We start from the raw sequence: 24,354 nt of genomic DNA, 5'->3' as shown, positions 1-24,354 counted from the left end.
TTCCGTCCCCTTTTGCCCGGCCGAATCGAGTATCTTGTCCACCAATGGGGCGCCATCTTCGGCCACGACGGCCAGAATGTCGGCGGTGATCTCAATGAGATAAGAATCCAGCTTACCCCGATTCCAGTCACTAAAAATGCGGCTCATCTTTGCCGGGGACAGACCCAACACAGTGCGCATCAGGTCATAGACCTCGCTGATCAACTGCATATCGCCATATTCAATGCCATTGTGGACCATTTTGACAAAATGGCCCGCGCCTTCTTCACCAACCCAATCACAGCAAGGCGTGCCATCGGCTACTTTAGCGGCGATGGATTGGAAAATCTCTTTGATGTGCGGCCAGGCGGCCGGCGAACCGCCAGGCATCAGCGAGGGGCCATGCCGCGCACCTTCTTCGCCGCCAGAAACGCCGCTGCCGACAAACAGGAAACCCTGAGCTTCAAGCGCCTGCGTGCGGCGCGTGGTATCCTGATAGTTGGAATTGCCCCCGTCTATGATGATGTCGCCCGGTTCCAGAAGGGGAACAAGCTGGGCGATGACATCATCAACCGGCCGACCGGCTTTGATCATCAACATCACCCGGCGCGGCCGTTTTAGTTTGCAACCAGTTCGGCTATGGAGTAAACGCCAGTCAGGTTGCTTTCTTGGGCGCTGCCGGCCAAAAATTCTGTGGTTATTTCGTCTGTGCGGTTATAAACCGCTACAGTGAATCCGTGGTCGCTCATATTCAGGGCTAAATTTTGCCCCATCACGGCCAGGCCGATCAGGCCGATGTCGGCCATTGTCTGTTTAGAATCGTTCATCAGGCTATTCTCCTCGAATGCGATTTGATACAAATGACGTGGTGGGAAGATACCAAAGTGACGCAGCGAAACGGGCAGTATGACGCGCCACATTCGCTAAATTAGGTTAGAATGCAAGAAACCAGTGAACATCGTTAGGGTAAAATGATGATCTATGGCATTTACAGGCCAGATGTCATGGAGTATTCTAAAAAAGAAACCCAAGCCATCGCAGTGTACATTGTTGTCTATTCTAACCCCAATTGTCATGAATGAACGGCCGTATCCAGCAAACTCTTATCGAAACCACGTCCGAACTCACTCGGCATACAGGAGCGTGTGATGGTCATTGAATTTGGAAGAGACGTTTGTGGCGATTTAGCCAATACGGAACGGCGCGAATGGCTGGTCACCAACGGCATCGGCGGGTTTGCATCGGGGACAATTGCCGGTTTACTCACGCGCCGCTATCATGGCCTGCTGTTTGTGCCCATGCAGCCGCCGGTCGGCCGGATGTTGTTGGTGTCTAAGTTGGAGGAAACGGCCGTTTACGACAACCACGACTACCCCCTATACATTGATCGCTGGACGGGCGGCGTCCTCAAACCGACCGGTTATCAATACCTGGAAGAATTTTGCCTCCGTGGAACCACTCCTGTCTGGAACTTCGCGTTTGCCGATGCCTTGTTAGAAAAGCGTATCTGGATGCAGCAGGGGGCCAACACCACTTACGTCCAATACCGTTTACGTCGCGGCATAAAACCCCTGAAATTAAGCGCCCGTGTCCTGGTAAATTACCGTAACTCACACAATAACTCTCACGCCGATAACTGGAATATGAAAATTGACCCCATCAAAAAAGGTCTCAAAGTGACCGCCTATGATGGGGCTGTGCCTTATTATTTGTTAAGCGACCGGGCCACTACCACGCCGCAGCACGATTGGTATCGCCGTTTCTTCCTCATGCGCGAGGCCAATCGCGGCCTGGACGCCATCGAAGACAATCTGCACGCCGGAGATTTTGAGATCACTTTGCAGGCCGGCGAATCGGTCACATTTGTGTTTAGCACCGAAACGACGCCCAAATTGGACGGCACGGCCGCTTACACCAAACGGGAAGAATATGAAGCCTCTTTGCTAAACAAGGCCAGCCACATCTGCTCCGACCCCGCCTACCAACCCTACATGAACCAACTGGTGCTGGCGGCCGACCAGTTTGTGGTGAAACGGCCGTTACCCACCCGACCCAACGGCCGTTCCATCCTGGCAGGGTATCATTGGTTCAGCGATTGGAGCCGCGACACCATGGTCGCCCTGCCCGGGCTGCTGCTGACCACCGGCCGGCATGAAGACGCCGCCACCATTTTGCGCACCTACGCCTACTTCATAGACCAGGGCATGTTACCCAATCGCTTCCCCGACGGCGCCGAAAAACCGGAATACCACGCCGTAGACGCCACCTTCTGGTACTTCGAAGCCATCCGCGCCTACTACGCCGCCACCCAAGACATGCACCTCGTCCGCGAACTCTATCCCGCGCTGCAAGACATCATCGCCTGGCACCAACGCGGAACGCGCTACAACATCGGCGTAGACCACGCCGACGGCCTGCTCTTCGCCGGTGAACAAGGCCATCGCCTCACCTGGATGAACGCCGAAGCCGCCAACTGGGTCGTTACGCCGCGCATCGGCAAACCGGTGGAGGTGAATGCCCTCTGGTACAACGCCCTGTGCATCATGGCCGAATTTGCCGCCATCCTGGGTTACGAAAGCCTCAATTACGAAGACCTGGCCGCTAAAGCCAAAACCGGCTTTGCCCGCTTCTGGGACGCCGAAAACCAGCGCTGCTTCGACATTATAGATGTACCCAAGCCCGATGGAAGCAAGTCCAACGATGCCCGCCTGCGCCCCAACCAACTTCTGGCCGCCTCTCTGCCCTACAGCCCACTGACCCCCGAACAACAAAAAGAGATCGTAGATGGCTGCGGCCGTCACCTGCTGACCTCCCACGGCCTGCGCACCCTCACCCGCAGCGATCCGGCCTATATCGGCAGCTACGGCGGCGACGAACAGCAGCGCGCCGCCGCTTACCACCAGGGCACAGTGTGGAGCTGGTTAATGGGGCCATTTGTCCAGGCCCACTTACGGGTTTATAATGACCCGGAACAGGCCCGCTCCTTCCTGACCCCTTTGCTCCATCACCTGTCGGATTATGGGGTAGGCAGCATCAGCGATGTTTTTGATGGCGACCCACCCTTTACGCCGCGCGGCTGCATTGCCAAAGCGTGGAGCGTCGGCGAATTATTGCGCGTTTGTCAGGCTACGTTTCAGTACGGAAGATTGGACAAATCTTCTGAGATTTATCCAATCTAAACGTGTAGATTTTTCAAATCTCGTTCCTTAGAGATCACTATGCAACAATTATTTGTACCTAAACTTGAAGAACGGTTTATCCGTTACGTGCAAATTGACACCCAGAGCGACGAACAAAATGCCGGTGTGCCCAGCACAGCAAAGCAGTTCGATTTGTTACGGCCGTTAGCCGATGAACTCCGCGCGCTCGGCGCAGCTGACGTCTGCCTGACCGCGGATGGTTTTGTGATGGCCACCATTCCGGCCACCATTCCGGCCAACGACGTCCCCACCGTCGCTTTTTTGGCCCACGTAGACACAGCGCCGGCGTTCAGCGGCACGGCCGTTAAACCCATCATCCACCGCCAATACGACGGCCGTCCCATCACCCTGCCCGACGACCCTACCCAGGTCCTCCACGCCGCCAACTCGCCCGAACTGGCCGGTAAAATCGGCGAAGACGTGGTAACGGCCAGCGGCCTGACGCTGCTGGGAGCCGACGACAAGGCCGGCATCGCCATCATCATGACCCTGGCCGAACATTTGCTGGCAAACCCGGAAATCCCACACGGCCGTATCCGCATCTGCTTCACCCCAGACGAGGAAATTGGCCGGGGCGTGGGCCACCTGAATCTGGACGACCTGGTCGCCGACGTGGCCTACACCCTGGATGGCGGCGATGTTGGCGAAGTGACCTACGAAACCTTCTCGGCCGACAAAGCCGTCGTCAAAATCAGTGGCGTCTCCACCCATCCCGGCACGGCCAAAAACGTCCTGGTCAATGCCCTGACGCTGGCATCCAACCTGATCCAACGCTTGCCCCAAGACAGCCACACCCCGGAGACCACCAGCGGCCGCGAGGGCTTCATCTTCCTCCACAAGCTGCAAGGCACAGCCGCCGCCGCCGAACTGCAATTCATTCTGCGTGACTTTGAAGTCGAGGGCTTGCAAGTCTACGGCGATCAGATTCGCGCCGCCGCCCAACACATTCAGGCCGCCGAACCCCGCGCCCAGATAGACGTTGCCATCACGCCGCAGTACCGCAACATGCGCTACTGGCTGGAACAAGATAAAACGCCGGTAGACATGGCCGTCCGCGCCGTAGAAAGAGCCGGCATCCCGCTCATCATCCGCCCCATTCGCGGCGGCACGGATGGCTCCTGGCTGACGGCCAAAGGGCTGCCCACACCCAACCTGTTCACCGGGATGCACAATTGCCATGGCCCGCTGGAATGGGTGACGCTGCAAGACATGGCCCGCGCCACCGAAATGTGCGTCCACCTGGCCCAAATCTGGGCCGAACCCCGCCCAGCATAGGCAAACAAATTCACCCATTTGCTCTTACGCCCCGACGCCGGGAAAGCGTCGGGGCGTTTATGTTCACCCTGGCAGGCTGGCGGAAAAGTAAGAGAATTGATACACGGATTGAACGGATTTACACGGGTTTTCTAATGGTCACGATTTGGTTGGAAGCACTGTCATTCTGACGAGTCTTCGAGGAAGAATCCCCTTACAGCCGACAACCCTGGGAGCGCAGGCGTCTCGCCTGCCGGGGGCGGACGAGACATCCGCGCTCCCATTTTCAGAGGAGAAGCCAATGAAACCAACCATTGACCCAGACTTCACCCGACAAACGCTGGTGGATTTGGTCCAGATCAACTCTATCAATCCTCACCTTTCGCCTGACGGCCCTGGCGAAGCGGCGATTGGCGCTTATGTGGCCGGGGCGCTGCAAGATATGGGCCTGGAAGTGACCACTTATGATCTCGGTTCCAACCGGGTGAATGTGGTGGGGCGGCTGAAAGGCGCGGGCAACGGCCGTTCCCTGCTGCTCAATGCCCATATGGACACAGTAGGCGTGGGCGGTATGGCCGATCCATTTGGCGCGGTGGTGCGCGACGGCCGTCTCTACGGCCGGGGCGCGCAAGACATGAAAGGCAGCCTGGCAGCGATGATGGCCGCCGTCCGAGCATTGGCCGACAGCGGCGTGCCATTGGGCGGCGATGTGCTGCTTACGGCCGTCGCCGACGAAGAATACGCCAGCATCGGCACAGACGACCTGATACGCCGCCTCACCGCCGACGCAGCCATCGTCACTGAACCAACCGACATGCGCCTCTGCCGCGCCCATCGCGGCTTCATCTGGTTCGACGTGGCAACAACAGGCCGCGCCGCCCACGGCAGCCGCTACCAGGAGGGCATAGACGCCAACATGCACATGGGCCGCTTCCTGGCAGAACTGGAAAAACTCAGCCAGGAACTTATCCAACGCCCGCCCCACCCGCTGGCTGGCCCACCATCGCTGCACGCCTCTCTGCTGCACGGTGGCAGCGAAATCAGCGTCTACGCCGCCCACTGCCGGCTGAAAATAGAACGGCGCACCATGCCCGGCGAAACGGTGGCCCAAGCCACGGCCGAACTGCAAGCCATCATAGACCGACTGGCCGCCGCCGACCCAACCTTTCAGGCCAGCGTCCATCCATTTTTTGACCGCGACGCTTTTGCAGTGGCCGCCAACACGCCCATCGTGGGCGCGCTAGAAAAAGCGATGACGGCCGTTTTACCAGCCCCACCCACCCATACTGGCGCAACCTTTTGGACCGACGCCGCTATTTTGGCTGCTGCGGGCATAGATACGGCCGTCATCGGCCCCATCGGCGCCGGGCTGCATAGTGACGATGAGTGGGTTGAGGTACAATCTGTCCTTGATTTCGCGCAGATTTTGGCGGAAACGGCCGTCATCTTCTGCAAGTAAAAAGCTGTAAGCTACAAGCTGTTAGCCTGAAGCCGCCAACTATCAACTATCAACTGTCAACTATCAACTATCAACTGCCCATGACTCAACAAAGCCGCTTGAATCAACAAAAAATAGCCCGCCGCCGCCAGGAGATGCGCGCCAGCCTGATTTTGCCCATCGGCATCACTTTTGCCGTCTGGCTGGCCGGGCTGGTCGCTTTTCTGCTGCTGCCGGAGCAATTTTACGCCATCGTCACCCTGCTCATCGGCGTGGGCATGTTCATTTTCCTGGCCATTTGGACGCGCAACGCCACGCCGCGGGTGCGCCGTCTGGCTGTTGCCCTGGCTGTTCCGGCGCTGATTGGCATTGCTCTGGGCATGGTATACGGCCGTGCCAGCTATGCCTTGCTGGGCGTGGGCATCACGATGGCCTTGTTACTCTTGCAGCGCATCGTTGACACCCCCATCTCTTTCCGGTTTGCGTCGCGCCAGTTTCAAAATGGCAGCATCGAAGCCGCCCTGGAACTGGTTAACCGGGCCATCAACGCCCGGCCCGATTTCTGGCAGTCATACCAGCTCCGCGCGCTGATTTATCTGACCAAACTAGACTTTTTGCGCGCCGAGAAAGACGCCCAATCAGCCATCGAGCGCAACCCCAAAGCCCACCCCGCCTATAATACCCTGGGGCAAGTTTATCTGGCCGATGGACGCTTTACCGAAGCCGCCGACGTGTACAATCGGGCGCTGGACCTGGCGCCCGATTACGCCCTGTATTATTACCACCTGGGCCTGGCGCAGTATCGGTTGGGCCGATACGACCTCGCCGCCGATTCGCTGGCCTCCGCTTCCCAGGGATCTTTGCCCATCGTCGAGTACGATCTGCAAGCCTATTATTACTTGGGACGCAGCCTGGAAGAAACAGGCGAGAACACCCTGGCTGCTGAAGCGTTCATCGAGATGGCAAAATTTGCCAATGGCCTGTGGCCGCTCACACGACAACTGGAAAACCAACCCGACTATCCCCACCTGGCCTACCTGCGCGCCGACCTGGCCGACATTGAACGGCGTTTACCGGCGACAAGCAGCAGCCAGACCACACAAACCAACGTTTAGGAATTTATTATGCACCTTTACATGATTCGTCACGGTCAGAGTTATGTTAATCTGCCAGATTGGGACAAGGGCAATACCGATGAGGGCCTAACCGAATTGGGTCAGCTTCAGGCGGAAGCCCTGGCAAAATGGCTGCCGGCCCGTCTGCCCCACATAGATGGCCTGTACGCCAGCACCATGCAGCGCACGCGGGAAACCGTCGCGCCGCTGGCGAGGGCCTATGGTGTGGCAGTTCAATTGGACGACCGCCTGCGCGAAATCGGCAACAATCGGCTGGACCACACGCCCTGGCCCAGTGACGGCCTGCCGGAATACAGCGACTATTGGGGATCGGAACGGCCGTTTGCCTCCATCACCCCGGACTACGACAACGGCGAGAGCCTGATGCACTCCCGCGTGCGCGTGGGCATGTTTATCGAAAGCGTGATCGAGCGTCACCGCACCCAAACAATCGTCGCCGTCTGCCACGGCGGCGTCATCGAGATGGCCTACGACCACATCTTCAACATTGGCCCCTGGCGGCGCTGCGAAGTATGGACCAAAAACACGGGCATTACCCGCTTCGAGCTGGTCGAACACCCCGCCCGCGAAACCTGGCGGCTGCACTACCACAGCCGCACCGAACACCTGGCCGATCTGCACGAACGCATGGCAGCGCCAAAAGATGTTTCATAGCCGACTGGTTGGTTGGCTAACCAACCAGCCAACCAGCCAACTCTCCACAAAGCGTTTCACCTGAAACCCAATTTGCGTTATACTGGTGGCGGGAGATAGAAATTCATCCTTCATCTGGCTAAACTATACAAGAAAGACTTCATGAGTGAGGTTTAGAGTTGTCAAATCTTAAAGATTTGACAACTCTATTTTCAAGGGAGACATCATGGGAAAAAGCGAACCCTTGTCCAACGTAGACGCCGCCTGGTTGGGCATGGAAGATCCTACCAACCTCATGATGGTCACGGGCGTCCTGACTTTCAAGGAAGTTGTGGAACTCGAAGTGATCAAAGATGTGCTGCGTAAGCGGTTTCTCAAGTTCGACCGCTTCCAGCAGCGGATCATGCCCAATCGCCTCCCGTTGGTGGCTCCGTATTGGGAAGATGACGCAGATTTTGACCTGAACGCCCACATTCATCGCGTCGCGCTGCCGGCTCCCGGCGACCAGACCGCTCTGCAAGAACTGGTCAGCGATCTGATGAGTACACCGTTGGACTTCAGTAAACCTCCCTGGCAAATGCACCTGGTGGAAAATTTCGGCGATGGCTGCGCTATTTTTGTGCGTCTGCATCACGCCGTCGCCGACGGCATGGCCCTCATTTACGTCTTGCTGTCATTGACCGATATGACGCCGGAAGCGTCGCTAAACCATCCGCCCGTGGCCGAAACGTCCACAGGAAATGGAGGGCGTGGCGGTTTGTTGGGCGCGTTGGTTAAGCAAGCGACGGGCACATTGCGCACAGCCCGCCGCATCACCGGCTGGGTATGGGACGAAGGACGCGAAACCCTGATCAACCCATCCCACGCGCTTGATCTGGCCGTGCAAGGGACCGATGCGGCCGTTGCCGCCGGCCGTCTCATTTTTCGCACACCCGATCCGCCCACTATTTTCCGTGGTGGGTTGGGCGCGGCCAAACGGGCCGCCTGGTCCAAACCCATCCGCCTGAAAGACGTGAAGGCCATCAAAGCCGTCACCGGCAGCACCGTCAACGACGTGTTAATTGCCGCCATGGTTGGCGGGCTGCGACGCTATTTGCTGGCCCGCGAACAACCCGTTGACGGCCTGAATTTCCGGGCAGCCGTGCCGGTAAATCTGCGCAAACAGGCTGAGATGGGCACGTTGGGCAACAAATTCGGCATTGTATACCTGTCGCTGCCGGTGGGTATTGCCGATCCGCTGGATCGCCTGCAAGTGGTTCATCAGCGCATGGAACAGCTCAAAAACACGCCGGAGGCCGTGGTGGCCATCGGCATTTTGAACGCCATTGGCTTGTCGCCTTCGGAATTGCAGGCGCAGTCGGTGTCTATGTTTGCCAGCAAGGCAACGGCCGTTATGACCAACGTCCCTGGCCCGCCCATCCCACTTTACCTGGCCGGTAAAAAGATCGAAAACCTGATGTTCTGGGTACCACAGGCCGGTCGGGTGGCCTTGGGCATTTCCATTCTCAGCTACGCCGGCAAAGTGTACCTGGGCGTCAACACCGACGCCGGTCTGGTCCCCAACCCGGATGAGATTATCGAGGGCTTTTACGAGGAGTTTGACGCCTTGCTGGAACTGGTGCATCAGGTGGAATATGAACCGCAGCAGGCGACGTCGCAGCCCTTGCCCATCGTCAACATCAATACCGCTTCTGTAGCTGAGCTAGATGCGCTGCCGGGCATTGGCGAGACGATGGCGCAGCGTATTGTGGATTACCGGGCGGAAAACGGCCGTTTCACCACCATCAACGATTTAACCAATGTCAGCGGCATCAACACCGCCAAACTGGCGCTCATTCAGGAGCAAATCACACTCTAAAGGTTCACAAATCGGACAGGTTTGAGGAGGGATAGATGGCTAAACGAGAACCGCTTTCCAGTGTAGACGCCGCCTGGTTGGGAATGGAAGACCCCACCAACCTGATGATGGTATCCGGCATTTTGACATTTAACGACACGCTGGACTTCGATGAGTTTCGCCAGGTAGTCGTCCATCGTTGGCTGCGATTTGACAGGTTTCGGCAGCGGGTAACGCACCCGCGACGGCCGTTGGCCGGCCCGCAGTGGGAATTAGACCCCACCTTCAACATCAATGCCCACATTCACCGCGTCGCCTTACCCGCCCCTGGCGATTATCATGCCCTGCAAACCATGATCAGCGACCTGATGAGTACCCCACTCGATTACAGCAAACCGCTGTGGCAGGTTCACTTCATTGAAGGTTACGAACAAGGCACGGTGGTGATGTCCCGCCTGCACCATGCCATTGCCGATGGCATCGCCTTGATGTACGTTCTCCTCGCCATGGCCGACGTGACACCCGAAGCCTCTTTGTCCCATCCACCAGTTCACACCGAAGAAATCCGGCAGCAGCGGGGCAGCCGCTTTGGGTTATTGGGAACCCTGGCAAAACAAGCCTCGTCAGCCATCCACACCGCCCGCGAAGTCACCGAACTGTTGGTGCATGAAGGGCTAGAAAGCGTCAACAACCCCTCCCACGCGGTTGATCGGGCCGTCCAGGGAACCGAGGCGGCGCTGGCCGCCGGCCGTCTGGTTTTCCGCACGCCAGACCCCAAGACCATCTTCAAAGGGCATTTAGGCGTCGCCAAACGTGCCGCCTGGTCCAAACCCATCTCGTTGGCCGAAATCAAAGCCATCAAAAACGTCACCGGCGGCACAGTCAACGACGTGCTGGTATCGGCCATGACCGGGGCGGTGCGCGCCTACATGCAGCAGCGGGGCGCGCCGGTGGATGGCGTCAGTTTCCGGGCGGCCATGCCGGTAAACATCCGGCCGCCGGAAAAAATGGAGGAGTTGGGCAATCAGTTCGGCATTATTTACCTGACGCTGCCGGTGGACATCGCCGATCCGTTGGACCGGCTGCTCGAGGTGCGGCGGCGGATGGAAGAACTGAAAAATACGCCGGAGGCCGTGGTGGCGTTTGGCATTTTGAAGGGAATTGGCCTGTCGCCGGCCGAGGCGCAGACGCGCATGGTGGATATGTTTGGCAGCAAGGCGACGGTGGTGATGACCAACGTGCCTGGACCGCAGATTCCGCTGTACATTGCCGGGAAAGAGTTGGCCGGGATCATGGCCTGGGTTCCGCAGTCTGGCCGGGTGGCCTTGGGTCTGAGCATCCTCAGCTATAACAGCAAGGTGTTTATTGGCGTCAACACCGATGTGGGGCTGGTCCCGGACCCGGACGCCATTATCGAAACGTTTTACGCGGAGTTTGAGGAGTTGTTGGAATTGGCCCGCCAGGTGAAGGCGCTGCCAGCAAAAACGCATCTGCCAAAACAACAGCCGGTGGCGCGGGTGAATGTGAACACGGCCGTACTCGCCGATCTAGAAGCGCTGCCTGGCGTGGGCAGCAGCATCGCCCAACGCATCATCGCTTACCGCGAAGAAAATGGCCCGTTTGCGACAATTGAGGCGCTAACGGCCGTGAACGGCATTGGTCTTAGAAAGCTGCAACTGTTCGCTGACCAGATCACCATCTGACGGCTGGCGCATGACCGGTCACACGTCCGGCGTCACAAACCAGACATATCCCGCAGGTAGCGGCGCGCCCCGGCGCGGCTGATTTCTTCGTCCAGCCGCAGTTTGTAGATTTCTAGATTTTCTAACGGCCGTTTCAAATTATAGCTCTCCACTGCTTTGTTTAGCTCCACCGCTTCCGCTTCGAGTTTCCGTACTTCATTGTCCCAGCCGATGATTAACCCACTGCGGATGCCGTCGTCCTGAGCGTAGTGGTATTCGCGTTCATAACGCTGCCAGACCCGCCCCAATTTTTGCCGAAAGTTCTGAATTTTCTCCTGCAAGGCATTGCGCTGCATCAGCCAGGCAGGGGACATCTGATTATCTTTGAGCAGGCTGTTCGCCAATTGCTGGCTGCCGGCGTAATGGTTTTGGTTCAGATCCAACGGTTTGCCTTTGCCCGGCAGGTTGTCGAAAAGACCTTGTTGACGGCCGTCTTCGATCAAATCGTCAATCAAATTATCGCGGTCGAAGCGCAGCCGCAAACGATGCTCAATCAATCGCTCCCGTTCTTCTTGTTGGGCCTGCAATTCCTCCGGCGTTTCCCGACGTTCGTCGCTCATAATCGCTCCTTCGCACAGTGGCAAGATAAGCGCATTATACCTGCTGCCAGCGCCACAACGGCGTTTATTAATCCATCATTTAACGCTGCTCCGCCTCTGGTGGATACATCGGCCCCGGCAGCGGCAGCGCATCCTGCCCATCACCCCAGGGCAATCGCTCTAGACTCTGCGAATCATACAAACCGGTCCACAACTGCGCGACATCTACAACCGCCGTTTCTGGGACGGTCAACGTGTGCCGGTCCAGCAGCCGTTCGCCGGGCAGCCAGGTGGTGGTGGGGCGCGTGCCAAACAGCGGTGCGCCATCATGTTGGGCAATCAGACGGCCGTCGGCGTCTAGCAGATGGACAAACATGGTGTAATCGGCCGGGGCCGGGGCCAGCGCGCGCCAGATCAGGGTCACGGCCACCTCCGCCCCAGGGCGCAGCGCGGTGTGCGGCGCGCCGCCTACTGTGATGTAATACCCCTCCAATTCTGCCCAATCGCCCACCGGCAGGCCAACCGGGACCATCACTTCATCTACGGCATGAGCCGGACGATAAGCTGTCAGGGTCAACTGCTGAAACGAGGAGGAGGCTTCTATCAGCGTGTGGTAATCCAACCAGCGGTGAACAACGGCCGTGCGGTCCCATTCGTCGCCAGCTTCCGGCACAAACCAGAGGCGGTCGTGCTGCCCGGCCAGCTCGGCCAGACTCTGTTCAACAGCCTCCGGCGGCGCCCCTACATCGGCCGGCTGCATGAGATAGGGCACGTCCAGGTGACGCAAATAATAAACCAGGGCTGGGTCGGGGAAATTTGCCACGAAGAGATCGTTGTCCATCTGCTGGCGCATCACATGGGCCGCCAGGCTGCGATAGCCCTGGGTACGGCCGTATTCCGTAGGACGGCCGTAATAATTGCCCAGGCTCCACCCGGCGGCCAGGAGGAGAGCCAGGGCACTGCCTACGGCCAGCCCTTTCGCCCAACGGCTGCGCCCCTGCCACAAGCTGAGGATGCCCAGCCCCACCAACGCCCACCAGGCCGGGGCGGCCGGGCTGACATAATAAGCGTTGAAAATACTGCGGCGCAGCAGCACCAAAAAAACGCCGCCTAGCGCCCCCCACAACCAGGCGCCCAGGATAACGGCCGTTACCCGGTCCCGCGCCCAGATTGCCCGCCAGCCCCAAAAACTCAGCAGCAGCGCCGCCAGAAAAAGCCAGCGCCCCGGCCCTGGCGGGAAGGCCGGCCCGGTGACTAATTCCCGCCCGACACGCTGCAAATAAGGCGCTAACTCAATCTGACTGGGATTGGTAAGCTGCACCACCCAGCCAGAAAATGTCACCAGCAGCCAGGGGGCAAACAGCAGCGCCGCCGCCAACCCAGACAAACCATAGGCCAGGAGATGGCGGCGGTAGGCAGGCAAAACCAGCAAAGCCAGGCCATGCGCCAGCAGCACAAAAATGCCGTAATAATGGCTGTAAATGGTCAGGGCGCAGGCCAGAGCATACCAGGCCCAGGCTGCCCGGCGTGGGCGTTCCAGGGCGCGCTGGAACAACCAGGTTGCCAGCGAGCCAAAGAAGATAACCATCACATACTGGTTGCGCACATCCTGCCCCAACCAGACCAGCGACTGCGACACAGCGGCAATAACAGCCAGCAGCAGGCCCAGGGAACGGCCGTGCCAGCGCCGCCCCAACTGCCACAACAGCGGCAGCAGCAGCACCCCCGGAATCACCGCCAGGAAGCGCATGGCAAACTCGCTGTCGCCCACCAACCGAATCCAGCCATTCAACATGATGTAATGCAGCGGCGGATGTTCCTCGCCCAGGGCGGCAATGGCCCGCAGCATCTCCACCAGCGGCAAACGCAGGAAGGGGTAGCCATACGCCTCGTCGCCACGCAGCTCCTGGCTGCCCAAAGTGTGCAGCCGCAAACCAAACGCCAGCCAGATAAGCAGCATGAGGACGGGCAAGCTGTGGGCAAACAACCGCCGACCAACAGCAACAAGCTGGGTGGCCTCAACTATGCGCCGCGGACTGCGGGTCAATGGGGGGGTACGATTTGGCGGACCGGTGATGACTACTTCCGGCTGCCAACGCCAGGCCAACAACACGGCCGTAATCAGCGTCAACAGACTCAGCGCCATGCCCACCGGCACATCCCACGGCCGAAACGCCACATCTACCTGATGACGACCAGCCGGCAGCCGCAGCCCTAAAAAGGCATAATCAGCCGGAAACAAATCGGCCGGCTGCCCATTTACCCAGGCGCGCCAGCCAGGATAGCGCCATTCGCTCAACACCAGAATGGCCGCCGTCTCCGTTGCCACATCCAGGCGCAGCGTGCCGCGCCCCAGGCGGCTGGCCGCCACCATCGGCGGCCGTTCCGGCGGCTGAATGCCGGTCAGGTCGGGGATCGCTTCATGCAGCACCACCTGTTCGGCCGGGTTAAACGCAGGGTCCGCCAGGGTTTGGCTGGCGGCCGCCTCACCATCCACCACCACCGGCCGATAACTGAGCCAGGCGCGGGGCAGCGGCGGCGGCAGTCTCCACACCTGCGCTTCGATGCGCCGCTCCGGGTAGATATGTTGGCGAATCGGAGCTATGGCTTCCGCGTTGGCTGTTGGCGCTTCATGGCTCAGAACATGCGTTACGCCCAGAAGCTGCCAAAAGCGTTCACGGGGTAATGTTCCCAGAGTACCCAGCCAGAGCGGTTTTAGCGGGCTGATACCGCCAACATCTTCCAGGTTGTAAACTGCGCCCAAATTGGCGTGCAGCAGATTCTGCGAATCTATGCGCGCCAGAGGCGGCAGTTCGGCGCGAAGCTGCTGCATCCAGGCTGTCTGGGGCCAAAAAGCGGCCGGGGAGCCGGGACGACGGTCTACGCTGCCGGCCGTGTTCACGAACAAATCGGCCGCCAACAGGGGGATAAGCAGCAGCAGGATGGCCCGACCACGGGCCGGAGAGCGTTGGGCAGCCACCAGATGTGCGCCCAACAACAAGGCGCTGATACCTAACAAAACAACCTGTCGCCCCCACAATATCGGCCACGGCCGGGCGCTGATGTGGGGATCGGCCAGGGCATACAGGCCGGCCGCCAGCAGGAATACGGCCGTCGTCAGACTGCTCTGCCACAACAACCGGCGGCGCGAAGGCGAATCGGCTTGCAGCCAGACGGCCGTGCCCAACGCCGCCAATAAGGCCACGCTCAGGCTCACCAGACTGAGCAGCCGTTCTTGCTGTTGAAAGAGGCGGAAACCAGGCAGCAGGCCATAGGCTGCTTGAAAGAGGATGCCGTTATCGCCCAAAGCCAGCCAACCGGCCACCAGCGCCATGCCCGCCCAAAAGGTGATTTCGGCCGTTTGTGGGGCGGTGGTGCTACGGGCGCGACGGCCGTACCAGGCCACCAAAACCAGCAGCAGGGCGGCCACGCCGCTGTATTCAGGAACCCAATGCGAACGCAAACCGGGCAGCATCAGTTGGACATAATCTTCCAGCGGCAGGCCGCTGGCGGTGAACTGATAGCTGACGCTGCGCCGGGTGGTGTAGAACATGTAGTGCAGCGTAGGCAGCAGGGCCGCGCCGGCCGTGCCCAGGGCTGTGCCCATCACCACAGCGCCCAATTTGCCCAACGTGCACCAGGACCAGCCGGCGCGCACAGCCAGAAACAGGAAATAGGCCGCCGCCGCGTAACTAACATGCAAGAAAGTTTGGGGATGACCGGCCAGAGCGCTGAGGCCCAGGCCAACACCGGCGGCCACCAACCAGGGAACCGGCCGGCTGACGGCCGTAGCCCGACGCAGCAGCCAGAGGACGAGCGGTAGCCAGATAACGCTCTCCAAGACGGCCAGCTGCAGCATGGGGTAAGCCGTCAGGTAGCCGCCTAGACCAAAAGCCAGGGCGGCCAGGCTGGCGGCGCTGCACCGCCTGGTCATGTCATAGGCCAGCAAGTAGGTGAAAACCCCGGCCAGCCAGATATGGGCGATGGCCTCCAACTGCAAAGCGTAAACGGGGAAGTCCCAGGGCTGGAAGAGCAGGAGGGTAAGCCAGCGCGGGGGATAAAACACGGCCGTTTGCGGATCAGCGGCGAAGGGAAAACCGCCATAACTGGCCGGTGACCAAAGCAGCCCTTGTCCACCGGCATCGTCGCCCAAAAGCGCCCGCCCCTGATAAACAGCCTCCGCATGGAACTGACCGAGGAAATCGCCATCAGGCAAATGGGTTGTGCCCCGCAGCAGAGAAGCAAAAAAAAGCGCGCAGACAAGGCTCCACAGCAGCAGCGGGATAAGGTGTGCGCGACGTACAGACATAAGAGAAGGTCTCCGCACGGTGTAATAAAGCGTCAACGTTCACCGTCAGGCGCGTGGCTGTCTTTGCGCAGCACCAGGCGCACCCATAACCCGGCCAGGTCGCGGGCTACATGCAGTAGACGACGAAGGTTAAAAAACTGCGATTTGCCGTAGGCGCGATGATAATGATGCACAGGCGTCTCTGTCAAACGAAATCCGGCGTCTTGCACCTTCTTCATTAATTCCACACAGATAACGCCGCTGTCGGCTTCCAGATGCACTTTGTCGAACACAGCGCGGCGCATCAGGCGAAAGTCGCAATCTACGTCTTTCAGTTTCAGGCTAAAGAGCAGCTTAATCGTATGCTGGTAAAGGCGACCGATGAGAATGCGATGCAGCGGGTCGTTGCGTTCAATCTTCCAGCCATTGATAAAATCCACCTCGTCAGAAACCAGCGCGACCAGATTTTTTAGTTCACGGGGATCATACTGGGCATCGCCATCGGTGTAAAAAATCCATTGTTTGCCCGCCTGGGCAAAGCCGGAGCGCAATGCACCGCCATACCCTTTGTTTTGCGGATGATGGACGATCCTTACCTCATTGGGATAGATACGCGCCAGTTCATCCAGCAGCGGGCCGGTATGATCTTTGCTGCCATCGTTGATCACAATGACCTCATAATCGTCGGTGATTTCGCGCAGGGTAAGCAGCACGGTGATGACCATACTGGGGATGGTTCCGGCGTCGTTGTAGGCCGGGAAGAAGGCCGAGATGCTCATGTCAGATTTCATGGGAACTCCAGTTGGGGTTTGTGAAAGATCAGGTTCCATCCGGGCCTGATGGGTCTTTGGCTTCTGGTTTACGGCCGATGGCAATGACGGTAAGGCCATAAGGCAAGTTGTGGCGGACAAGCCAACGCGCTTCGGCGCGTAAAAAGCGCACCAACAAGTTGTCTAGCCAGGGAGGATTGGGCTTCACATCGGATGTTTCTCCCTGAGGTGGGCGCAGCCGTTCGGCCAGACGGCTGAACAAAGCCAGAGGAAAGAGCAGGGTGTTGGCGTAGGTGAGTTTTTCGGGCAAGAAGCCAGTTTTTTGGAAGGCGCGGCGCAAATCCTGGGTGGTGAAACGGTGGGCGGTATGAATGACCTGGTCGTGGTGGGCGCGCAGCCAGTTGTAGGCGGGCAGGCGCAGGAAAAGCCGGCCGCCGGGTTTGAGGACGCGGTGAAATTCAGCCAGAGGGGTGTAATAGTCGCCAACGCTGCGGTGATAGAGGACGTCGAAGGAGGTGATGAGGTCAAAACGGCCGTCGCCAAACGGCAGTTCACGCACACTCCCCTGGTACAGGCGCACCAGTCCGCGCTGGCGGCAAAAAGCCAGAGCCAGCGGCGAGTAGTCGCAGCCCGTTACCCGGCCAAAAGGTTCCAGATAACGCATAGCTGCCCCTGTACCACAGCCGGCATCCAGAACAAAACGGCCGTCTAACGGCCCATAATACTGATGCAGCAAGGCGAGGCTAATTTGCTGCATCCCTACGTACCACCAATGACGATCTTCTACGGTAAACATGGTTTGGTATTCGCTCGGTTCCATGGCGCATAACTATAGTCAAATTGCCCCATTTAAGCTATGACCCACCACCATTCCGGTTGCTGTAGATGTCCACAGAAATCTTCGCGCAATTTGTAGAGCGATTTTCCAAATCCTCCTACAACCGCAGGAAAAGGCTTTTCGGGGTAGCAATAATAAGGTACCCCCTACTATTTGGGATAAATATCCCCTATAATATAGGTTCAGCATCACGCCATGCGGAGCCTGCACCTTTAACCCAAACCGCGCACTGTACATACTGAGCTTATTGATCGGAGGTGGGCCAACTGTCATCCATCAAACTCGGAGGTCAAGATGCGCAAATTTATCCTTTCCATTTTCCCTGGCATTTCTATTAGGGGCCGTCAGTCTCAGCCTCATACAAACAGCTCGCGGGCAAGGTTCAGGCAGCCCCAACATCCTCAGCCGCGAGGCGCAAGGCGAAAGTCAGCGGGAAATCGAAGGCGATCCTCAGGCTGAAAGTCCACAGGTACCCAATATCGGTTTCATAGATTCGCCCTCCGCCACCTGTTACCAACCCGATCCCTCTCGGGACGAGTGTTTCCTCACCTGGTACTATCTGGCCGTAGACGCCGCGCCCAATTACATGATCACCATGACCCTCACGTTGAACAACAGCGGTCCGGTAGCCCATACCCAGGGCTTCTTCCAAACCTCCATGTACGTGCCATACAACATGTTGGGTAAGGGCTTCAAAGTGGCCTGTGGTTCTCTTGGCGCCGGCGGCAATCCAACATTGGGCAACGTCTACGCCTATACCATTCGTGCCAGAGACAGCGCCAACTTGGGATCAGCCAACTATGGCACAGCCTACTGTCCGGCCTACCAGCCATAAACCAGACCATGAAACCCTATCAAAAGTTGAAGGCCTTATTGGGCGTTCTGGCGCTGTTTGTGATACTCAGCCTGGTGATGGTCCGCGCTATGCAGGCAACCGTGACTACGGCCGAGGCCGGGCCAGATCAGCCATATCGGGAGATTGACAGCAATGCCGAATCCCCGACCATTTCTTTTATAGACAGCCCCAGCGCCACCTGCTATCGCCCTGTGGCCGGGACCAACGCCTGTTACATTGAGTGGGACTATCTGTACGTGGCGGCTAATTCGGGCCAATACATTATCAGCATGACCGTCGCCATTGATAACCAGATACGGGCGTATCACGCTGGCTTTTTCCAGTCTTATATGTACATTCCAGTGAGTATGACTGCCCCCGGCTACAAGGTGGCCTGTGGACCACCGTCCAGCGTGACCGGATTGGGCAGCACCTATGCCTACACAATTCGGGCGCGGGAAACGGGTGGCTTGTCCGCGACTAACTTCGGTTCGGTCACTTGCCCTGGGGACATCATCAACCTCTTTCTACCTTTGATTCAGAGGTAGTACAGCTATCCAGAAAAGTCTTTTCCTGCGATTGTAGGGGGATTTTCCAAATTACCCAGTGAACGATTTGAAAAATCGTTCTACAAATTGGGCGACCAGACCTGGCAGGTCTCAGAGACCTGCCAGGTCTGGTCGAATCGTTGTCGGTCGTCTCATTTTCTATTCCCCTTTGCATAATCATTGCCTCCGCCAATCCCGACGGTTACAATCAGAAATTATCAGTAGCGCGATTTGGCAAGTAAGGAGTTAACCATGCCCGGAGTCATTTCTGCTGGTGGGCCGGAAACGGCCGCTGCCGGAGCCGCCATCCTCCAACAAGGGGGCAACGCTGTAGACGCAGCCATCGCCGCTGCCTTTGCCTCGTTCATCGCTGAAGTGGGTGTGGTCCACCTGGGCGGCAGCGGCATCGCCCATATTTTCGACCCGCAAAACGGCCGTTCCCTCGTCTACGATTTCTTTTCCACCACCCCAGGGGTGGACACCCCAGGGGTGTCCACCTCTGGGCTAGACGGCCGTCCACCCACCAGCATGGACTTCCAGGCTGTTACCATTGATTTTGGGGCTACCACCCAGAGCTTCCACCTGGGGCGCGCCTCCGTCGCCGTACCGGGCAACATTGCCGGGTTGTGTATGTTAGCCAGTAATCACGGCCGTCTCCCCCTGTCCACCCTGCTGCAACCGGCCATCCAACTGGCCGAAAACGGCACAGCCATCGCCCCATTCCAGGCCGATACCTGCGCCCTGTTGGCACCGCTGTATACCCATACCGCCGGGATGCGTGACATTTTTGCGGCCAACGGCCGTATCATCCAACCTGGTGAACGGCTCTTCATCCCCCACCTGGCCGACACCTTACGGGCGCTGGCCGTTGAAGGAGCCGATTATGCGCGGCACGGCCGTCTGGCCCAGGCCATCCTGGCCGACCAGCAGCAGCATGGCGGCCTGCTCACCGCCGCCGACCTGGCCGGCTACGAGGTGCGCCAACTACCTTCCATCCGCCTGCCCTACCGCGAGTTTGAACTGCTGCTGCCGCCGCCCAGTTCCACCGGCGGCGTCCTCACCGCCTTCACCATGAAGCTGCTCGCCGGTTTCAGCGTGCGCACCATGCGTCACGGTTCCGCTGCCCACCTTCAATTGTTATACGAAGTGATGGCGGCGGCCAGCCGCGCCCGCGCCCACTGGGAGCGCGACAGCGAAACGCTGCCGGTCCGCGAAGCGTTAGCCCGCTTCCTCAGCGATGAGTATGTGGCAGGTTATCACGCCGAAGTGGAAGCCGCCCTGTACGACAAAACCCCCTCCAGCGGACCAACCGAGCCAAAAAGCGCCAACAACACCAGTCACCTCAGCGTCATTGATGGCGACGGGTTAGCCGTTGGCCTGACGACGACGGCCGGGGAATCGGCCGGATTCGTCGTCCCTGAAACCGGCTACATCCCCAACAACATGTTGGGCGAGGAAGATTTGCACCCGCAAGGCTTCCACACCCGCCCCGCCGGGCAGCGCCTGCCCACCATGATGACGCCGACCATCGTCCTGAAAGATGGGCAGACGCGATTGGTGCTGGGCAGCGGCGGCAGCGTGCGCATCCGCAGCGCCATTTTGCAAGTCCTCAGCAACCTGCTCGACTTTCGCCTGCCGCTGCACGACGCCGTGAACACCGCCCGCGTCCACATCGAAAACGGCGTGCTGCAATGTGAACAGGGGTATGACGAGACGGCCGTCGCCGAACTGGAATCAATGGGCTACGCTGTCAACCGCTGGCCGACACGCAGCATCTACTTTGGCGGCGCGCACAGCGTCTCGCGCACGGCGGACGGCCGTCTGGTGGCCGCCGGTGATGATAGACGGGGTGGGGCAACGGCCGTTGGGTAAACTGGACAGCCGCAGAATTTCCCGCTAAAGTAGCCAGTCATGAATGATTTGCACACTCCCACGACAACCAACGGCCGTTCCCTCAAGCAGCTTTTAGCCGACTGGGCTACGGCCGTTCACCACACCCATCTGCCCCAACCACCGGCCTACGACGGACCCGACGTACACCTGACCCACCTCACCGAAAACACCAACGACGTCGCGCCGGGAGCCTGTTTTGTGGCGCGGGTGCGGGCCACCAGCGACGGCCACCCTTATATCGGGCAGGCGTTGGCGCGGGGAGCCAGCCTCATTCTGGCGCAGCGCCCCGCGGCGCAGCTAGACCTGCCCATTCCGCCAGACGCGGCTTATCTGGAAGTGGCCGACACGGCCGAAGCGCTGGCCTGGCTGGCCGCCGCCTGGGAAGGCTTTCCCAGCCGCCAACTGGTGATGATCGGCGTCACCGGCACAGACGGCAAGACGACGACGTGCAGCCTGCTGCACAGCATCTTACAAGCCGCCGGGCTGCGCGCCGGGCTGCTGAGTACGCTTAAGGCGGTGGTCGGCGAACAAGAGGAGCCATTGGCTCCCCACGTCACCACACCGGAAGCGCCAGTGGTGCAGCGTTATCTGCGCCGCATGGTAGACGCCGGTTTAACCCACTGCATTCTGGAATCCACATCGCATGGTCTGGCGCAGCGCCGGGTGACGGCCGTAGATTTCGACATCGCCCTCATCACCAACATCACCCACGAACACCTGGACTACCACGGCAGCTACGAGGGGTATTTTGCCGCCAAAGCCCGCCTGTTTACCGGTCTGCTGGCCGACGACTGGGCCATTGAAACGCAGAATCCGGCCAAGAAGCGGGTGGGGAAAACGGCCGTACTCAACTACGACGACAGCTCCTTCACCCGTCTGTCGGCCATTCCTGTGCCCCATCACGTCAGCTACGGCCTGAATGCCGCAGCGGACGTGACCGCCCACAACATCAGCTACGAAGCAGACAAAACGTGGTTCCATCTCCACTTCAATCAGCCGTTAGGCCGACTGCGCGGCGAAACCCAAAAAGCGCAGATGGACTTTAAGGTCCCCGGATTTTCCCACTTGTTGGGCGAATTTAACCTGTACAATATACTGGCGGCCGTCGCCGTCGCCCGTGTGCTGCAAATTGCGCCCGACGCCATCCAGGAAGGATTAAAAAAAGTATACGGCGTCAGCGGCCGGATGGAGCGCATCAACGGTGGGCAGGCTTTTTTAACCATCGTGGACTTTGCCCACACGCCCAACTCGCTGGCCCGGTCTATCGCCGCCGCGCGGCAAATGGTGGCCGACCATCACGGCCGTGTCATCACCGTGTTTGGCAGCGCCGGCAAACGAGACGTGGAAAAGCGGCGCATGATGGCTGAAATTTCAGCCCAACAGGCCGATATAACGATCCTAACGGCCGAAGACCCACGCACCGAATCGCTGGAAGACATCTTAGACATGATGGCTTTTGGCTGTCGCAGCAAAGGCGGCGTGGAAGGCCGGACCTTCTGGCGGCTGCCGGATCGCGGCGCGGCTATTTATTTTGCGCTGACACTGGCGCAAAAACATGACGTGGTCCTCATTTGCGGCAAAGGCCACGAGCAAACAATGTGCTTTGGCATCACCGAATATCCCTGGGATGACCGTAAAGCGGCTTATGCGGCCATCAAAGCCTTTTTGGCCCAAGAACCCATGCCCAACCTGGGTTTACCCACTTTTTATTGACGATTGGTCCTGAGCTTGTCGAAGGATTGACCATTCGTTATTTTCCACCATAGAGGTAATCATGCTCTCAGAAATCATCAGCCGGACACGGCGTAATCATGGCCTGGAACATGCCACCATTCATGTGCTTAGTGAAAAACACAAAAATTTCAACGCACAAGGCAATTCCGACCATCGGGGATTTTATTTGAATGTGTACGGCAATTTGCCAGAAGCGACGGTGGTTACGGCCGTTGAAGAAGCCTACCGACGCATGAAAGGGGGCGAGGCCAACCTGGCCGTACATCCCAACTGCGGCACGGTGCTGCTGACCACTGCGACGATGGCGACGCTGGCCGCCCAAACCACCCTGGCCCTGGAGCAAAGACGGCAAAAACGGCCGTCCTTCGATTTAAGCGTGTTTGCCAATGCGCTGCCGTCGGCGATTTTGGCGGTGGTGGTGACCTTGATTGTGTCACGGCCGTTAGGCATTTACCTCCAGGCCCAATACACCACCGAAGGCAACCTGGGCGACATGCAGATCGTCAGCATCGAAAAAATCCAGCCCTCGCCCATCACCCGGCTGTTCCAACTGCTGCTCACCGGCGGCAGCCAGACCCACCCGGCCACCGCCTATCGCATTCGCACAAGGGGATAGTTGTTAGTTGGGAGTTGATAGTGGATAGCCGACTCCCAACTCCCAACTAACAACTAACAACTGCCAACTACTATGTTCTACATCTTCCACGGGGACGATACCCACTCGCAAAAAGAAACGCTGGCCGATTTAATGGGCAAATTAGGCGATCCGGGTCTGTTGGACCTGAACACAACGCGGCTGGATGGCCTGGTTTCGCTGAACAATTTGCGGCAGGCGTGCAGTGTCATGCCCTTTCTGGCAAAAGTCCGGCTGGTGATTGTTTCTGGCCTGTTCATCAGCAAACCAGACAAAGCGTATCTGAAGGAGTTGGCCGCCTACCTGCCCCAACTGCCGGAAACCACCCGGCTGGTTTTCCTGGAACCAGAAGCGCTGCCCGACAGCCATGCTATCGTCAAATTGGCGCGAGCAGAGAAAACCGGTTTTGAAAAACTGTTCACCCGACCAGAAGGCCCGCAGTTAGACCGGTGGATTCGGCAGCGGGTGGAAGAGAAGAACGGCCGTATCACCCCCCACGCCATCCACCTGCTGGCCACCAACATCGGCAACAACCTGCAAATCCTGGACAACGAAATCGAAAAGCTGGTCATCTACAAAATAGATGGCGAAATCAACGGCGAAGACGTAACCATTTTAAGCCCCTATCTGGCCGAAGCCAGCATTTTTGACCTGGTAGACGCCTTGGGCAACCGCAACAGCAAAAAAGCGGCGCTGCTGCTGCAACAAAAATTTCAGGAAGGGGCCGACCCCTTCTTCCTCTTTTCCATGTTCGTGCGTCAGTTCCGGCTGCTCATTCAAGTACGAGAAATGGTAGACGCCGGCGGCCGCCCCCCGGCCATCAGCCAGCGGCTGAAGCTGCACAGTTTTGTGGCCGGCAAACTGCACCAACAAAGCGCGCAGTTCAGCCTGCCACAGCTAGAGCAAATCTACCGCCACCTGCTCGACGTAGACGTAGCCGTCAAAACCGGCCGCAACGACATGATCACCGCCCTCAACCTGTTTGTGGCCGCCCTGACCGCCCCATAACCGGACAATCTGGTCGCTTCAAAACCAGCAGCAGATATAATTAAGACC

At 58.7% G+C, this 24,354-nt stretch carries 16 protein-coding genes and 2 pseudogenes; 13 read left to right on the top strand and 5 right to left on the bottom strand.

Annotation, left to right across the window (positions count from 1 at the left end; genetic code table 11):
- Positions 1-806, bottom strand: a pseudogene (gnd, locus tag IPM39_14575) (decarboxylating NADP(+)-dependent phosphogluconate dehydrogenase).
- Between the two features lie 321 nt (positions 807-1,127).
- On the opposite strand from gnd, the gene IPM39_14570 reads away from it, so the two are divergent.
- The 7 genes and pseudogenes from IPM39_14570 (at position 1,128) to IPM39_14540 (ending at position 10,943) form a co-directional block, all read left to right on the top strand.
- Complete coding sequence (locus tag IPM39_14570) at positions 1,128-3,158, top strand: glycogen debranching enzyme family protein (protein ID MBK8987278.1); 2,031 nt, start codon at positions 1,128-1,130, stop codon at positions 3,156-3,158.
- A gap of 39 nt (positions 3,159-3,197) precedes the next feature.
- Positions 3,198-4,454, top strand: coding sequence for a peptidase T (gene pepT / locus IPM39_14565; protein MBK8987277.1), 1,257 nt, complete (start codon positions 3,198-3,200; stop codon positions 4,452-4,454).
- 280 nt (positions 4,455-4,734) lie between these two features.
- Positions 4,735-5,892 carry an ArgE/DapE family deacylase gene (locus IPM39_14560; protein MBK8987276.1) on the top strand — a complete coding sequence of 386 codons (1,158 nt, stop codon included), beginning with the start codon at positions 4,735-4,737 and terminating at the stop codon, positions 5,890-5,892.
- An 80-nt stretch (positions 5,893-5,972) separates the two neighbouring features.
- On the top strand, positions 5,973-6,986 hold the full coding sequence (locus IPM39_14555; GenBank protein ID MBK8987275.1) for a tetratricopeptide repeat protein: 1,014 nt from the start codon (positions 5,973-5,975) through the stop codon (positions 6,984-6,986).
- Between the two features lie 9 nt (positions 6,987-6,995).
- Positions 6,996-7,661 carry a histidine phosphatase family protein gene (locus IPM39_14550; GenBank protein ID MBK8987274.1) on the top strand — a complete coding sequence of 222 codons (666 nt, stop codon included), beginning with the start codon at positions 6,996-6,998 and terminating at the stop codon, positions 7,659-7,661.
- Positions 7,662-7,866: 205 nt separating this feature from the next.
- The gene (locus IPM39_14545; protein ID MBK8987273.1) at positions 7,867-9,498 is read left to right on the top strand and encodes a wax ester/triacylglycerol synthase family O-acyltransferase; all 1,632 of its coding nucleotides are present in this window, start codon (positions 7,867-7,869) and stop codon (positions 9,496-9,498) included.
- Positions 9,499-9,533: 35 nt separating this feature from the next.
- Positions 9,534-10,943, top strand: a pseudogene (locus IPM39_14540) (wax ester/triacylglycerol synthase family O-acyltransferase).
- Positions 10,944-11,212: 269 nt separating this feature from the next.
- Here IPM39_14540 and IPM39_14535 read toward each other — a convergent pair.
- From IPM39_14535 to IPM39_14520, 4 genes are all read right to left on the bottom strand, one after another.
- A complete protein-coding gene (locus IPM39_14535; protein ID MBK8987272.1) occupies positions 11,213-11,779 on the bottom strand; it encodes a DUF1992 domain-containing protein in 567 nt (188 codons plus the stop codon).
- 79 nt (positions 11,780-11,858) lie between these two features.
- Complete coding sequence (locus tag IPM39_14530; GenBank protein MBK8987271.1) at positions 11,859-16,067, bottom strand: glycosyltransferase family 39 protein; 4,209 nt, start codon at positions 16,065-16,067, stop codon at positions 11,859-11,861.
- A gap of 32 nt (positions 16,068-16,099) precedes the next feature.
- Positions 16,100-16,837 carry a glycosyltransferase family 2 protein gene (locus IPM39_14525; protein MBK8987270.1) on the bottom strand — a complete coding sequence of 246 codons (738 nt, stop codon included), beginning with the start codon at positions 16,835-16,837 and terminating at the stop codon, positions 16,100-16,102.
- Between the two features lie 28 nt (positions 16,838-16,865).
- Positions 16,866-17,636 carry a class I SAM-dependent methyltransferase gene (locus IPM39_14520; protein MBK8987269.1) on the bottom strand — a complete coding sequence of 257 codons (771 nt, stop codon included), beginning with the start codon at positions 17,634-17,636 and terminating at the stop codon, positions 16,866-16,868.
- 613 nt (positions 17,637-18,249) lie between these two features.
- On the opposite strand from IPM39_14520, the gene IPM39_14515 reads away from it, so the two are divergent.
- From IPM39_14515 to holA, 6 genes are all read left to right on the top strand, one after another.
- On the top strand, positions 18,250-18,489 hold the full coding sequence (locus IPM39_14515) for a hypothetical protein (GenBank protein MBK8987268.1): 240 nt from the start codon (positions 18,250-18,252) through the stop codon (positions 18,487-18,489).
- An 8-nt stretch (positions 18,490-18,497) separates the two neighbouring features.
- Positions 18,498-19,037 (top strand): hypothetical protein, encoded by a 540-nt coding sequence (locus IPM39_14510; GenBank protein ID MBK8987267.1) that lies wholly within the window; start codon positions 18,498-18,500, stop codon positions 19,035-19,037.
- A 252-nt stretch (positions 19,038-19,289) separates the two neighbouring features.
- Positions 19,290-20,909, top strand: a complete 1,620-nt coding sequence (locus IPM39_14505) for a gamma-glutamyltransferase (GenBank protein MBK8987266.1) — start codon at positions 19,290-19,292, stop codon at positions 20,907-20,909.
- Positions 20,910-20,948: 39 nt separating this feature from the next.
- Positions 20,949-22,643, top strand: coding sequence for a UDP-N-acetylmuramoyl-L-alanyl-D-glutamate--2,6-diaminopimelate ligase (locus tag IPM39_14500; GenBank protein MBK8987265.1), 1,695 nt, complete (start codon positions 20,949-20,951; stop codon positions 22,641-22,643).
- Positions 22,644-22,704: 61 nt separating this feature from the next.
- Entirely contained in the window at positions 22,705-23,280 is a 576-nt protein-coding gene (locus IPM39_14495) for a hypothetical protein (GenBank protein MBK8987264.1), read from the top strand.
- Between the two features lie 72 nt (positions 23,281-23,352).
- Positions 23,353-24,306, top strand: a complete 954-nt coding sequence (gene holA / locus IPM39_14490; GenBank protein MBK8987263.1) for a DNA polymerase III subunit delta — start codon at positions 23,353-23,355, stop codon at positions 24,304-24,306.
- Positions 24,307-24,354 lie beyond the last annotated feature (48 nt).

The organism is Candidatus Leptovillus gracilis (genome assembly GCA_016716065.1).
Lineage (GTDB): Bacteria > Chloroflexota > Anaerolineae > Promineifilales > Promineifilaceae > Leptovillus > Leptovillus gracilis.
The sequence above is the reverse complement of the archived record's forward strand: the minus strand, read 5'-3'. Positions and strand labels throughout refer to the sequence as shown.